8 protein-coding genes and 1 pseudogene are annotated in these 13,391 nt (G+C 61.1%); 2 read left to right on the plus strand and 7 right to left on the minus strand.

The genetic code is table 11. The features are described from left to right. Positions 1-49: 49 nt before the first annotated feature. Positions 50-2,077, minus strand: a complete 2,028-nt coding sequence (gene acs, locus LMTR13_RS05140; protein ID WP_065726943.1) for an acetate--CoA ligase — start codon at positions 2,075-2,077, stop codon at positions 50-52. 667 nt (positions 2,078-2,744) lie between these two features. Here acs and LMTR13_RS05145 point away from each other — a divergent pair. Continuing rightward, complete coding sequence (locus LMTR13_RS05145) at positions 2,745-5,531, plus strand: UPF0182 family membrane protein (protein ID WP_065732440.1); 2,787 nt, start codon at positions 2,745-2,747, stop codon at positions 5,529-5,531. Between the two features lie 214 nt (positions 5,532-5,745). Here the strand turns inward: LMTR13_RS05145 and LMTR13_RS42155 are convergent. The 5 genes and pseudogenes from LMTR13_RS42155 to LMTR13_RS05165 all read right to left on the minus strand — a co-directional run. Beyond that, positions 5,746-5,943 (minus strand): annotated as a pseudogene (locus LMTR13_RS42155) (hotdog family protein); the annotation flags it as partial. Between the two features lie 108 nt (positions 5,944-6,051). Next, positions 6,052-6,318 carry an HGGxSTG domain-containing protein gene (locus LMTR13_RS05150; protein WP_065726944.1) on the minus strand — a complete coding sequence of 89 codons (267 nt, stop codon included), beginning with the start codon at positions 6,316-6,318 and terminating at the stop codon, positions 6,052-6,054. Beyond that, entirely contained in the window at positions 6,315-6,977 is a 663-nt protein-coding gene (locus LMTR13_RS05155) for a hypothetical protein (RefSeq protein ID WP_065726945.1), read from the minus strand. The genes LMTR13_RS05150 and LMTR13_RS05155 overlap by 4 nt, the downstream gene beginning before the upstream one ends. Before the next feature lie 368 nt (positions 6,978-7,345). Next, entirely contained in the window at positions 7,346-8,353 is a 1,008-nt protein-coding gene (locus LMTR13_RS05160) for a hypothetical protein (protein WP_065726946.1), read from the minus strand. An 8-nt stretch (positions 8,354-8,361) separates the two neighbouring features. Then, complete coding sequence (locus LMTR13_RS05165; RefSeq protein WP_065726947.1) at positions 8,362-11,220, minus strand: penicillin-binding protein 1A; 2,859 nt, start codon at positions 11,218-11,220, stop codon at positions 8,362-8,364. Between the two features lie 396 nt (positions 11,221-11,616). On the opposite strand from LMTR13_RS05165, the gene LMTR13_RS05170 reads away from it, so the two are divergent. Continuing rightward, positions 11,617-12,180 (plus strand): hypothetical protein, encoded by a 564-nt coding sequence (locus LMTR13_RS05170; RefSeq protein WP_065726948.1) that lies wholly within the window; start codon positions 11,617-11,619, stop codon positions 12,178-12,180. Between the two features lie 222 nt (positions 12,181-12,402). Here LMTR13_RS05170 and LMTR13_RS05175 read toward each other — a convergent pair whose 3' ends face one another. Continuing rightward, a complete protein-coding gene (locus LMTR13_RS05175) occupies positions 12,403-13,203 on the minus strand; it encodes a methyltransferase domain-containing protein (RefSeq protein WP_065726949.1) in 801 nt (266 codons plus the stop codon). Positions 13,204-13,391: the final 188 nt, after the last annotated feature.

Consider the following 13,391-nt stretch of genomic DNA (forward strand, 5'->3'; position numbering starts at 1 on the left):
CGCTGTTCTGTCCGACGCGTTTCGCGGGACAAGCCGCGAAGACCGCGGACTAGGATTTCATCTTTCGAATCTCATCGACGATCTCGGGATTGGCCAGCGTCGAGATGTCGCCGGCGTCCTCGTCGTTCGAAATCGCCGCAAGCACACGGCGCATGATCTTGCCAGAACGGGTCTTTGGCATGTCGGGCACCATCACGATACGGCGCGGGCGCGCGATGGCCCCAATCTCCCGGATTACGGAATCTTCTACTCGCTTGCGGATGGATTCGTTTGGTGCGAGTCCGGGCTTCAGCGATACGTAAAGGTCGGGGATCTTGCCTTTGATCTCGTCTCTGGCGGGGACGACTGCCGCTTCCGCGATCTCTTCAACAAGCAGGCTGGCGGATTCGATCTCCTTGGTCCCAAGCCTATGCCCGGCCACGTTGATGACATCGTCGATTCGACCCAGGATGCGATAATAGCCATCGGCCGCCTGCAGAGCGCCGTCGCCGGCCATGTACGGCCAATCGCGCCAGTCACGGCTCGTTCGGTCCTTGCAGTAGCGCGCGTAGTACTGTTGGACGAAGCGATCGGGGTCTTTCCAGATCGTCTGAAATGAGCCCGGCCAGGGGTTCTGGATGCAGATGTTTCCGGCACGGCCGGAGCGCGGTGGAATCTCGGCGCCTGCCTCGTCATAGATGATCGGGTGAATGCCGGGCACGGCCGGCCCCGCGCTTCCCGGCTTCATGGGATGAAGAGCCGGCACCGTGCTGCACAGAAAGCCGCCGTTCTCCGTTTGCCACCAGGTGTCGACGATGGCCGCCTCGCCCTTGCCAACGACCTCGTGGTACCACTTCCACACTGCCGGTTCGATGGGCTCGCCCACCGTGGTCATATGCTTGAAGTGGTGATTGTACTTCGGCGGCTCGTCGGGCCCAGCGCGCCGAAGCGCCCGTATTGCTGTCGGCGAGGTGTGAAAGATGTTGACGTCGAGTTCTTCGGCGATGCGCCACGGACGCCCCGCGTCGGGATAGGTAGGAAGCCCCTCGTACACCACCGAGGAGGCTGCGAGCGCCAGTGGCCCATAGACGATGTAGGAGTGACCTGTGATCCAGCCAATATCGGCCATGCACCAGTAGACATCCTCCGGATGGATGTCCTGAATGTATTTCGACGTTCCCGCGACGTAGGACAGATATCCACCGATGCTGTGCTGACATCCCTTCGGCCTCCCGGTGGTGCCGCTGGTGTACATCAGGAACAGCGGATCTTCCGCAGCCATTTCCACAGGGTCGACCCGGCGCCGCCGATAGGCCGACAACATCTCGTTCATGACGAAATCGCGGCCCCCAACCAGCGGCGTTTTGCTTGAATATCGCCCCGGATACCTCTGCCACACGAGCACCTTCTCGACATTGACGCCTTCCTTCTCTGCCTCGCTGACGGCGACGTCGGCTTTCTCCTTGTGATCGAGAAGCTGGCCGCCACGGCAATAGGCGTCCATTGTGATCAGCACTCGGCTTTCGGAATCGACGATGCGATCTGCCGTGGCCTTCCCGCTGAAGCCGCTAAAGACTTGCGAGTGAATGACCCCGAGCCTGGCGCACGCGAGCATCGTAATCGGAAGCTCTGGCACCATGGGCATGTGCAACGTCACCCGGTCGCCCTTCTTGAGACCGCAGCCATCTCGCAACAATGCGGCGACCTCGTTCACGCGCACATAGAGATCCTGGTAGGTGACGTGCTGGATCGCTTCGTGCTCCGGCTCGGGGACGAAGTGGATCGCCGTCTTGTTCTTGTACTTGGCGAGATGGCGATCGACGCAGTTGTAACTGGCGTTGATCCTGCCGCCGACGAACCAGCGCCAGAACGGTGGATTGCTCGTATCGAGCGTGATGTCCCAGGGGCGGTACCAGTCAAGAAGGTCGGCGTATTCCTTGAAGCAGTCCGGGACGTTATCGAGACTGAATCGATCGAAGACCGCTTTGTCGGTCAGGTTGGCCTGCGCGAGAAATCTCTCCGGCGGGTTGACGTAGTTCTCTTCCTGCCAGTGGACCGCGATCTCGGCTTCCGACACTTCTGCTGTGCTTTGTGACATACGCTGTCTCCCAAGCTATCGCGGAGCCTCGAAATCACATGGGCCGCGTGGCGCTTTCGCGCAGACGGGCGCTGGCGGCGCTCGCAGCGCGAGGCCGTCTCAAGGATGCATGTCGAAGAAATTCAATCATCCGGCACTCCCTATGCCGTGGCGGGAGCGCAATTCATGCTGAACGCCCAGCAGGGGCGTTGCGAGCTCACAGCAAGTTTAGATCGTTTCAGTCGACTTGGCGAGACTCGATGGCCTCTCACGCAGACCGCTCCCGGCGAATAGCCTGGCTTGTGTGATGGAACCTGCCTGCCCCGCAGCGGACGTTACATTTCGACGCCAATTGAGATCGACGATCCCCTCAACGAAACGCCGCTGGATTGTGTCGGTATTTCAATGGCATACGAGTTCGCAGTTTTGTTCCGGGTGGCGCGCCAAATGTGCGCCATTCCACGACATTGTATGATACGGCTCCGCTTCGGGAGCGACATGTCGCTCGATGATTGACTGATGGCGGCGGCTGGATCAGCGGCGTTTGCTGCGTTGCGTCCGCTCGAATTGCTACTTTGCGCTGCTCCCGCGATCCTGGCGAAGCAGCTTCGAGCATCGCCCGCCTTGAGACGGAATGCCGACCGCGAATCAAGCGGCGGGCTTCCCTCATTTCCGCTATGATCAAGCCATGACGATCGGGATTACCGGACCCGAACGGAAGGTACCAAGGCAGAGCGCCGTGGTCGGGTTCATCATTGCGGCCGTCTTCGCTGGGATTTGCCTGATCCTGCTCTGGCTCGCGAGCGACTTCCTGGTTGACTGGCTGTGGTTTTCCGCGATCGGCTATCCGCAGGTTTTTTGGACGACAATCGGCGCCAAAGCCGCCATCCTTTTTGCAGTCTGGACCGGAACTGCGGTTGTCCTTTGGTTGAACGGATGGCTCGCGGTGCGCTTTGCCCGAAGGCAGCCGCCGCAATCCGTCGCGGACTTCGTTTCGAATCTTGCGGGCAATGTGCCGTCACCCGACCTTTTCGCGGTCGCGCGCGATCGGCTGCGGTGGCCCCGCATCATCGCGGGCGGTGCAGGTTTGCTCGCTCTGCTGGTTGCCGCGTTGGAAGTCGGCAATTGGGGCATCATCCTGCAGTTTCTCTATCGCGTTCCCTACGGCGCAGAGGATCCGCTCTTCAACAAGGACATCAGTTTCTATCTCTTCGTGCTGCCGGTCTATATCCTCGTCAAAAACTGGATGCTGCTCACACTCGTTCTGAGCGCGCTTTTCGCCGGAGCGATCTACTGGGTGCACGGCGACATCGAATACGACGTTCAGCATCGATCGATGTCGCCGACAGCAATCGCTCACGGCTCGGCGTTGCTGGCTCTCCTTTTCGTTGTGAAGGCTTGGTCGTACGTTCTCGACCGTTATCTGCTTCTATATGGCGACAACGGCGTCGTCGTCGGCGCCAGTTACACCGACGTGTATGTGGGGCTACCAGGCCTGTGGCTAATGATCGGGCTGTCGATCATCGCCGCGTTTGCTGCGTTGGCAAACCTCCGGGTGAGGACCTACCGGCTTCCTGCCGCCGCGGTCATGCTTCTCGTCATCGGCTCTTTCGTGCTGTCCGGCGTAGTCCCCGTGCTGTTCCGTCAGTTCTTCGTCAAACCAAGCGAGTTGGAGCTGGAGAAGCCCTACATCGAACGCAACATCGCGCTCACCCGGCAGGCATACAATCTCGATCAGATCGTAGCCAAGCCGTTTGCTGCCGAACAGAAGCTTACCTTCAAGACGCTCGACGACAACAAGGCGACAATCGACAATATCAGGCTGTGGGACTGGCAGCCCTTGTCGAACACCTACGCGCAGCTCCAAGAGATCCGCACTTACTACAAATTCCATCATCTTGACGTTGATCGCTATTGGCTCGATGGCTCCTACCAAAGCGTAATGATCTCGGCCCGCGAACTGCGACCCTCGCTGCTGCCGCCGAATGCCCAGACATGGGTCAACCGCCACGTGCTGTTTACCCACGGCACTGGCGCGGTGATGAGCCCGGTCACGCGCAAGACCACCGAGGGGCTGCCATTCCTATATTTGCGCGACATACCTCCTGTTGCGGACGGAGGCCCTCAGATCCGTGAACCGCGCATCTATTACGGCGAGGAACCCGACAGCTATGTCATCGTCAAGGGAAGCACACCCGAGTTCGACTATCCGAAGGGAAAGGACAATGTCTACGCGGCCTATGACGGCACCGGTGGCGTTCCGATAGGAGCGATGGTGTGGAGAGGCCTGTTTGCCTATTACTTCAACGACCCCAACCTGGTGCTCACAAGCTACATCACCACCGACAGCCGGATCATGATCCGCCGCAATATCCAGCAGCGGGTACGAACGATCGCTCCCTTCCTCAGGCTCGATCACGATCCCTATCTGGTCATCAGCGATGGGCGGATGTTCTGGATGCAGGACGCCTATACGGTGAGTTCCTATTTCCCCTATGCACAGCCGGCGCAGAAGCAGGATCTCAACTACATTCGCAATTCAGTGAAGGTCATCGTCGATGCCTATAACGGAACCGTCGACTTTTATCTGATGGACACCGGTGATCCGGTCGCCGCAACCTTCCAGCGCATCTTTCCGAGCTTGTTCAAGCCATTCGCGGCGATGCCGCCAGACTTGCAGAAGCACATTCGCTATCCCGAGGACCTGTTCCTGATCCAGGCGCAACTCTATCAGAGCTACCACATGGAGGCGGCCGACGTTTTCTATAACCGCGAGGATCTCTGGCAGTTTCCGCGCCAGCCGGGCGGCGGTGGCGTTGCAACGATGGCCCCCTATTACATCATCATGCGGCTGCCCGGCGAGCCGCAGGCCGAGTTCTTCCTGATGCTTCCGATGGTGCCTAGCCGCCGCGACAACATGATCGCGTGGCTCGCCGCGCGCTGCGACCCGCCCGACTACGGCAAGCTGATCGTCTACGAGTTTCCCAAGGAGAAGCTGGTCTATGGACCATTCCAGATCGAAGCGCGGATCAATCAGAACACCGAGATAACCCAACAAATCACGCTATGGAATCAAATGGGCTCGCGGGTGATACGCGGTGCGAACTTGCTTGTGATCCCGATCGAGAACTCGATCCTTTATGTAACGCCGCTCTATTTGCGAGCCGAGCATGGACACCTGCCGGAGCTGAAACGCGTGATCGCAGCCTACGGCGAACATGTGGTGATGAAAGAGACGCTCGCCGAGGCTTTGTCAGCGCTGTTCATAGAGCCGGTCACCGCGCCGGCGGTTTCAACCGCGACAGGGGAGAGGCCCGCCACAGGCCCGGCGCCAAGTCAGGCGCGGGAGGCGCTCGATCGCTACAACCAGGCAGTGGAGCGATTGAAGTCCGGAGATTGGAAAGGCTTCGGCACGCAGTTCGATGCAATGCGCGAGCTTCTGGAGGAAATGAACCGACGCTCCACCGGCCACTAGGGCCCCGAACCTGCAGCCCAACCCTGCCTTCGACCCGGAGAAGCGGAAATTGCGAACGCGGCGCCACGATTCAGCGTCGCTGAAAATCATGCGCGATTTCAATTACACAAGAGTTCGTGTTTTATCCCGAGTGGCGCGCCAAGTCCTCATCATAATTGCCGAGCAGTGAGTGGCGCTTCGACGGCGCATGGACGTCAGTCTTTGTTCCCGCTTGCCTCGACCTGAAATGCCCGAACGCCATCGCGATCGGCTTTGATGCGTCGTCCTGCCAGGCCTAGGCCTGGAAGGCGACGATGCGCTGGCCCTGCTTGACGATCGAGACGTTCGCAAAGCTGTCCAGCGCCCGCCCCGAACGCAGATAGTTGATGGTCAGGCCGATCGACTTGGGCGGCGCTGCGAAGTCGAGCTCGCGCGCTGCTTACAGTCGCTGTTCCCTCCCGGAACGCCGGTGATGCGTCGTTGATGGGGGCGGGACCTGGTTGCCGATGATCCTTGGCGTGACTGAATGGGCAAAGCGGTATCACTTCATCTCTTCCAGCAGCTTCCGCGCTTCACCCAACAACACCTGAATCTGCCTTCGCTCGGCGATCGCATCCCTGGTGAAGAGGCTGTGCTTGCGCGCGTTCTGGTTTGCCCTTGGCGCGCCGGATTCCTGTGCGCCGCCGTGCATGCGGCAGCGCTTCTTGCCGTACACCGCCGGCGAACGGCACGCGCCACTGGTGCGGGTTTTGGCGCCACAGCGTGGGCTCGCCAGCATCGGGCCGGTATTGCGGGCGTGATCGCTCATGCCTGTGCTTCCCGCTTGGCATCAGCGGAAGTGCGCCTTCGCCTGGAGCCCGAGGCCTTCGGCGCATTCCGCGCCGCGGATGTCGGCTTTTTGTCCGAAACGATCACGCTCGCATGCTGCGTGACGTTGCCGACAATGGCCTTGCCGCCGTCCCCGACCGATACGTTCTGCACGGTGATGGCCGGCTCGCCATGGCTCCGGTAGCGGTTGAGCGCCTCGATCTGGGCTGGAAACGTGCGGGCGAGCCGGCCCAATGCGCGCGCGGCACTGTCGTGCTGAGCGAGATCGTCCGCATTCGCAAGGTGATGGGCACATCGCATCGCCATCACATGAACGGAGACCATCTGCGCCACCAGCATGGCCTCGACGGAATCCCTGGGCTTGATGCTCTTCACCATCGAAATCATGAAGGAGAGGCTGACCTCGTCAGGACTCTCGCCGCTCACACTGGCCTTTACCAATTGTCGGAGAATGCCATGCATCGCTTCGCGGTCGGCGACCCCCAGTGTATCAGCCATGAGCTGTTCGCCGAGCTCCGGGTCTGGATGGTCGATGGAGAAGCCGTGCGACAGAAGCTTTATCCGCGGGGCGGCGGCAGCTTTGGTCTGGTCGGTTGCGGCGATCGTCGTTGGCATAGTGACGTCAGAAGCGGTGTTCATGTCGAGATTCCCTGGCACGCGCGGCAAGCGCGGGGTTCGGCCACGCGCAGGCGATCGTTCGCTGCGGCGGTCCGGTGCATTTCAAATGTGGGTGAGGATTGGAGCCGCAATCGCAACCGATGCGCCCGCTATTGCGGGGCGACGGGCGTCTACAAGATTGCGGGATAATGAAGAAATGCCGCTGATTTGCCCGACGTGTCAAGTTGCTTTCTCGAATGCCGGCGGCCGCCTGCTACTTTGCATGGGGTTGTTTTCGATATTTTCGGGAGCGCGTATGTCGAGGCTCCCTTGCCATTGCAAGCGGTGGTGGGCAGGAGTCTTGCCGCTGGCCCGGTTTGCCAGCCATTTCGCCGCCGCACACGCTCTGCTTATTCCCGCTCCATGATGTCGGCGATCGCCTTGATGCGGCTTCTGGCGTATTTCGGCAGGCCGGCGCTCAGCGAATCGCCGCTGTTGAAGGAGCTGTTGCCCATGAGCAGTTGCGCGGGCACGAGGTTTCGCAGCATGGGTGTATTGCTGTATTCCTTTTGCTTGTTCAGCACGTCGTTCCTGACCGCAATCAGGATGTAGACCGTCGCGATGGCGGCTTCCCGCTCGGTCGGATGCTGTTGCAGAACCGCAAGCAGCTTGCCGAACTGGATGACCTGGTTGACCCAAAAGATGTTCTGCTCGAGCGCGCTGGTGACTGTGGAGTCGAGCCCGGTCAGGCTCGGCAGCTCGGCAAGGTGCGGCTGCGTGACCAACATGATCTCACTCTGGAACTCGATGAAATCCGGAATCGGCTTTTTGCTCTCCTCGCGCAGCTTGTTGGCAAGCTGAATGCCTGCCGGAATTTTCCCTTCGAACATGTAGCGGGACTGCACGCAGATCGCGTTTGCGTCCTCGCACCAGCGGCGATCCGGCGGACGGTTGTGCGCGGCGCCGGCGTCCTTGTTGGGAACAGCATCGGCGGCCGTGATCGTCCGGTGCTTGACTGCCGGATCGATCTGCTCGAGGAACGCGACATTCGCATACCGCGACAGATCCAATGCCGCTGCCGGTCTTGTTAGTCGAAACCGCGCCTCCGCCTGGTAGACCGAGAGCTTCAGCTTCGTTTGTTGTTTGAGCGTGGGCTCAACGAAGCTCGGGAAGAGCGAGAGGAAGCGCCGCTGAACCGGACGTGAGCGGGCCCAATCGTCGAAAGGAATGAGCCCGGTCGAGGAATCGGCGAGCTTGTCGTTGCGTTGGTCGGCGAAGATGACCGTGCGCGGTTTGATCTGTTCGATCGGAACGCTGGCGGCTGCCGGCACGTCCTCGAGCTGGAATTCCTGCGCGGCCGCGCCGTTGCAAGTAACCACGCAGGCAGCGATGAGGACAGCGGCACGGTGGAGGCTCATGTCAATGCTCAATTCAGCCGCCGCCAGAAATAATCGGGATCGACTCGGAGCGGCGGTCGCGGGAGGCGGTCCTCGTCATCGGGATATTCGCGCCAGGAGGGATATCCGCGCGGATCAAGACGCCAGGCTGGGAAAGGAAAGGGCAGACGGTTATCGCCGTAAAGGCGATTGCCGTGGGACCACTGCTGGAATGGCCCGTCGTCTTCGTCACGACCGCCGCGATAGGTGTAGCTTTCTGCACGTGAGACGATCCGAAATTGCGAATCATCGATTCTGCCCGCCGGATCCCTCTTGAAGTACTCGGTGAAAGCGCGCCCGGAGCCGGCCGGTACAGGATCGCCGGTATAGGGATCGATCGACAGAGTAGCGAGCTGGCGCATGGCTTCGCGTGAAGGGCCGTTCAATGCCGTCTTGGGAGCATGCAGCCCCCAGGCTGCCTGCACGATCGGCTCGAACATCGGCAGCGCCACTTTCCCCCCGGTCTGGCCGGGCCCAAGGGTACGGCGCCCGCCGTCGCTGTTGTCGTAGCCGACCCAGATGGCGACGGTGACGTCATTTGTGAAACCGACGAACCAGGCATCGGCCGAATTATCAGTGGTGCCAGTCTTGCCGCCGACATAGGGCGACAGATGCTTCGCCGCGCGCGCGGTTCCGCGTGCGAGCACGCCCTGCAGCATTGATTTCAACTGGTAAAACGATGCGCGGTCGGCGAAGCCGATCCAGTCCACCGCACGCGGATCGTGCCGGTAGATTGCGCGGCCGTCCTGTTCGATCGTTTCGATCGCATGCGGCTGGGGCCGTGCGCCTTCGTTGGCGATCGCTGCATAGAACGCCGCAAGGTCGATGAGCCGCACAGTTTGGGCACCGAGCACGAACGGGTAGTAGCGCATGCATTCCTTGTAGAGCTGCGCTTCCATCGCGAGCTCGCAGACTCGGTCGAGGCCTCGCTCGGCGCTTTCGTCGAGGCCGGTGGCGAGCAGTTGCGCGGTGGCGAGATTCCGGGAGTTTTCCAGCGCACGCCGCAGTGTAATGGCGCCCGAAGCGCCGCCGTCGTAGTTCTTCGGCGACCAGAAACCGCGCTGGCGCGCGTAGCCCGTCGCGCCGATCGGTGCCAGCGTAATGGGTTCGTCCATCACCAGCGTGTTGGGCTGCAATCCCTTCCGAAGGGCGGCGAGGTAGGTCAGCGGCTTAAAGGTCGAGCCGGGTTGCCGCTGGCTCTGGACGGCGCGGTTGAGCTGGCTTGCCGGATACGAAAAGCCGCCCGCCATCGCTAGAATGCGGCCGGTTTCGTTCCCGAGTACGAGCGCCGCTCCCTGCACGGTCGGTCGAATGCGCAGATCGGCACGCGCCGCTTGCTTACCCTTGGCTTCGCGCACCTGCACATAGACCACGTCGTACGGCTTGAGACCGCGCCCGATCGCCGCGCTCCAGGTGTTCAGCGGCAGGACGCTTCCGTCGGTCAGACCGACGCGGATCGCATGGCCGCGCTTGCCACGCGCATTCTCCAGGACGACCGCCGACTGCCAATGAACGTCATAGAGCGGTAGCCGCGTCGTCTTCAACGCCGCGAGCCAAGCCGGTTCCGTGGCCCTCGGGTCAGCCGCACGGACAGCATCCGAAATGTTCGCCTCGGGTCCCTCAAATTTGTAACGACCGGTGTTCAGCTCGTATCGCGCGAGGCCCTCCTGCAATGTTGCTTCGACTACGCGCTGCAAGGCCGAGTTGACGGTCGAGTGCACCGTGTAGGAGGAATTGGTGAGAGTATCGAGGCCCGCGACCGCCTTTGCCTCGCGGGCGATGTGATCGACGAAGTGAAAGGCGAAGTCCCGTCGCGTCGGCCGGTACTCGACGAGCTGCGGCAATACCGCTTGCGCCGCGGCGGCGTCGATCACGGCGTCGTCCTGCATGCGGCGCAGCACGTAAGCAAGGCGCTCGCGCGCACGCTCAGGGTGGCGGTCGGGATTGAAGTAGTTCGGTCCCTTGGCGAGCCCGGCGAGCAGCGCGCCCTCGACTGCGGAGAGCGCCTTGGCTGGTTTACCGAAATAGCTGCGCGCCGCCATCTCGATGCCCCAGGCTCCGCGACCGAGATAAATCGAGTTGAGATAGAGCTCGAGGATTTCCGCCTTGGTCAGGGCACGCTCCATCCGCGAGGCAACGATCATTTCGCGCAGTTTTCTTTCGTAAGTGACGTCGTTGCCCACCAGCAGGTTCTTGGCGACCTGCTGCGTAATGGTCGAGCCGCCCTGCGGCCGGCCCGGCTTCGTGAAGTTGCCGAGGAAGGCGCGGACCAGTCCGCGCTCGTCAATTCCGGAGTGTTGGAAGAAGCGCTTGTCCTCGGCGGCGATGAATGCGTTGCGTACCGCTTCCGGGATATCCGCAAGCTTGACCCAGATGCGGCGATTATTCGGCGCGTAAATCTCGGCAACGCGCTGGCTCTTGTTATCGAGGATTACGCTGGTGCCGGGAAGCCTGAGGTCTTTAAGCTGCCCAGCATCGGGCAGATCCTTGACCGCGCTGTTGTAGAAAGCGATCACCTGACCGAGATCGACCGGAGATCCTTCCACTTTTTCGACCTTGCAGAACTCCCTGTAGGCCACGTGGAGGTCGGCCAGATTCAGTCCTTTGAGCGCCTTGATCTCGCCGCTCAACGCTTCCTTGTCATCCATGGCAGTGGCAATCAGATCGTCCAGGTTGATGTCCTCGATGTCGAAAGCCTTGCGCATGTGGGCGCAGCCGGCACTCAAAAGCTGCGCCACCTCGGAGCGGTCGTGCACCGCATCGAACTCCGTCTTGACCCCATCCGGACGAGTGGTGACCTGGCTGAAGGCAAGCGCCGTGGCGAAGATCTTGATGAGAATCGAGTCCATGACCTGCCGACGGTCGAAAACCGCCTCCGTAAGGTCCCTTATTGTAGGACAATATTAAACAAGGCTGTTTTGAGGAAAAAGTTCCCGCTAGCTCGCTTTGGCCGCGGTGAGATGCCGGTCATTCAGGAAAAGCCAGTCGGGACCTCTGGTACCGCCGGTGCATGGCGATGCGCATGTCGGGATTAGTCTTTCGAGCTACCTCGACAACATCCGGTCGGCTCAAGCCTGTGCAGCCGATTACATCGCCATAGCCAAAGAAGAGATCATCTACGGCTGAGCGCAAACATGCAATGGCGCGCGCCCCGGCCGCTTCTCGGGCCGTTCAGCACCGCTCCCGGCAGCGGAACCAACGCTGCCGCCAGTGCGTTTTAGAAGCACAGCATTGGCAGCGCACTCATGAATGCCCTTTTCCCGGTCGTGCTTGCCGCGGCGCTCTTCAGCGCCACCGCCACGATGCCTGCGGATGCCGCTCCTCGAAAAAAGAAGACCGCGGTCCCCCCTGCCGCTAGCGTCGCTCAGCCACCCACGGACAGATTTTTTGCCTGCGACGTCCGGGTGCGAGACTATCTTCGCGAAGGCGGAGCCGCGATACAGGTCACCAAGATCGAAGTGGATGATGCCCGACTGCAGTTGAACATTCATCATGAATACGGAGAGGCGGGAAAGTCGTCTCGAAAATACCTGCGCGGGGACAGTGAAGAAGAAATGCGAAAAAATCTGCGCGCAATATTGGATGAGTTCGCGGCGGCTGCGAAGGCCGCAGCGGCTGGTCGCGCTTGGTATGTGATTGCTGCTCGCAAGGTCATGCCGGACCTCCGCAACGGTTCGGGCGAGAACAGTAGCCCGTGGACGGCCATTGTCCTCGCGGATTTCGATGGAAAATGCAGACCCATCACGTTCTATCAGTCTGTCGATCGGAACAAGCTCAATCCTGAACTGAGCAAGAAATTGGATGAGTGAAGTTCTGCACTTGAAGTGATTTGCAGTCGTAGCGACGCCGCCAGGCGGCCGAGGTCAGTTCGCCCACAGGGTGGCCCGCGTGAGGTCGCATCGCAGCGGCGAGCTGTTGCTTCGAAGGCAGCGCGGAGCGAGCCCTCCTGTATGTCGACCCAGTCGCCGGCGCGCGCGCCCCAAAGCCATGATCTGCTCCTTCAGCGAAGCGGTGTCGTGATCCTTCGCCGCCTAAGGTCGTCTGCAGGTCGCGAGATGCGCCGATATGCCGAAAGCAAGTCCATCGGCCGTGAGATAGCGAGCGAAGATTGATTCCGCCTCTGCCAAGATACGATTGATCTGCGGCTCCGGCAGCACAACTCCCATGACGGGCAGCCACCCCCTGAGTTCCGCCTCCACGAATTCGCGTATGTTAGGGAACCGCGCCGTACCGTTAAGGGTCGTAAGATCTACCAGGCTGGCTCCGGCACCCTTGTACAACGCGGCGAGCCCCTGCCTGTCGCCCAGCACAAACGGTGCGCGAAGCGCGTCACCGGCGGGCTTTCCAGCGACGCGATCCAGCAGGTCCACGAGGGCAGCGAATGCGGGGGCGTGCTCGATGACATCCCAAACTGCGACGGCGCACCTGCCGCCAGGCACCATCACGCGCAGCATCTCCCGGACCGCCTTGTCGCGATCCGAAAAGAACATCAGACCGAATTGACAGACAACGACATCAAACGAACGATCCGGAAACGGCAGCGCCTCCGCCGCTCCATCGCGCCAGTCGATGCCAGGCGCGAGGTCCCGCGCCACGGCCAGCATTCCTGCGTTTGGATCGAGCCCGGCGACACGAGCTGAGCTTCCGGTCCGCCTTGCAGCCTCGCGCGCCAGAACGCCGGTGCCGCAGGCAATATCCAGAACGCGATCGCCGCGCTCAATCCTGGCGGCATCTGCCACCATCGGCGCCCATTGCTGAAAGAGTGCCGGAACGAACAGGGCCTCGTAGGCCCTCGCAGCGTCGATCAAGGTTTGCGAAACAGGTGAGGTCATCGTGTCACCTCGCTCAAGGCAAACTGGTGCTGGGAGACGGAAAAGCTTCATGGTCGGGGAAGCTGATGCCTCGATCCGGGAGGCCTTCACAAGCCGGTATCGGGTTCGCTTGCCGACCAAGCTTTGACATCCTCGCGGAAGTCGTGTGGATCGGCAAGCACCATGGCGTGATAGAGCCGCGGAGGGTT

The sequence above is a fragment of the Bradyrhizobium icense genome (genome assembly GCF_001693385.1).
Classification (GTDB): domain Bacteria; phylum Pseudomonadota; class Alphaproteobacteria; order Rhizobiales; family Xanthobacteraceae; genus Bradyrhizobium; species Bradyrhizobium icense.

Bases quoted from the DNA above. Each gene is read 5' to 3' on its own strand.
- LMTR13_RS05175 (WP_065726949.1), bottom strand. From the start codon at position 13,203: ATGACCTCACCTGTTTCGCAAACCTTGATCGACGCTGCGAGGGCCTAC.
- LMTR13_RS05145 (WP_065732440.1), top strand. From the start codon at position 2,745: ATGACGATCGGGATTACCGGACCCGAACGGAAGGTACCAAGGCAGAGC.
- LMTR13_RS05160 (WP_065726946.1), bottom strand. From the start codon at position 8,353: ATGAGCCTCCACCGTGCCGCTGTCCTCATCGCTGCCTGCGTGGTTACT.
- acs (WP_065726943.1), bottom strand. From the start codon at position 2,077: ATGTCACAAAGCACAGCAGAAGTGTCGGAAGCCGAGATCGCGGTCCAC.
- LMTR13_RS05150 (WP_065726944.1), bottom strand. From the start codon at position 6,318: ATGAGCGATCACGCCCGCAATACCGGCCCGATGCTGGCGAGCCCACGC.
- LMTR13_RS05165 (WP_065726947.1), bottom strand. From the start codon at position 11,220: ATGGACTCGATTCTCATCAAGATCTTCGCCACGGCGCTTGCCTTCAGC.
- LMTR13_RS05170 (WP_065726948.1), top strand. From the start codon at position 11,617: ATGAATGCCCTTTTCCCGGTCGTGCTTGCCGCGGCGCTCTTCAGCGCC.
- LMTR13_RS05155 (WP_065726945.1), bottom strand. From the start codon at position 6,977: ATGAACACCGCTTCTGACGTCACTATGCCAACGACGATCGCCGCAACC.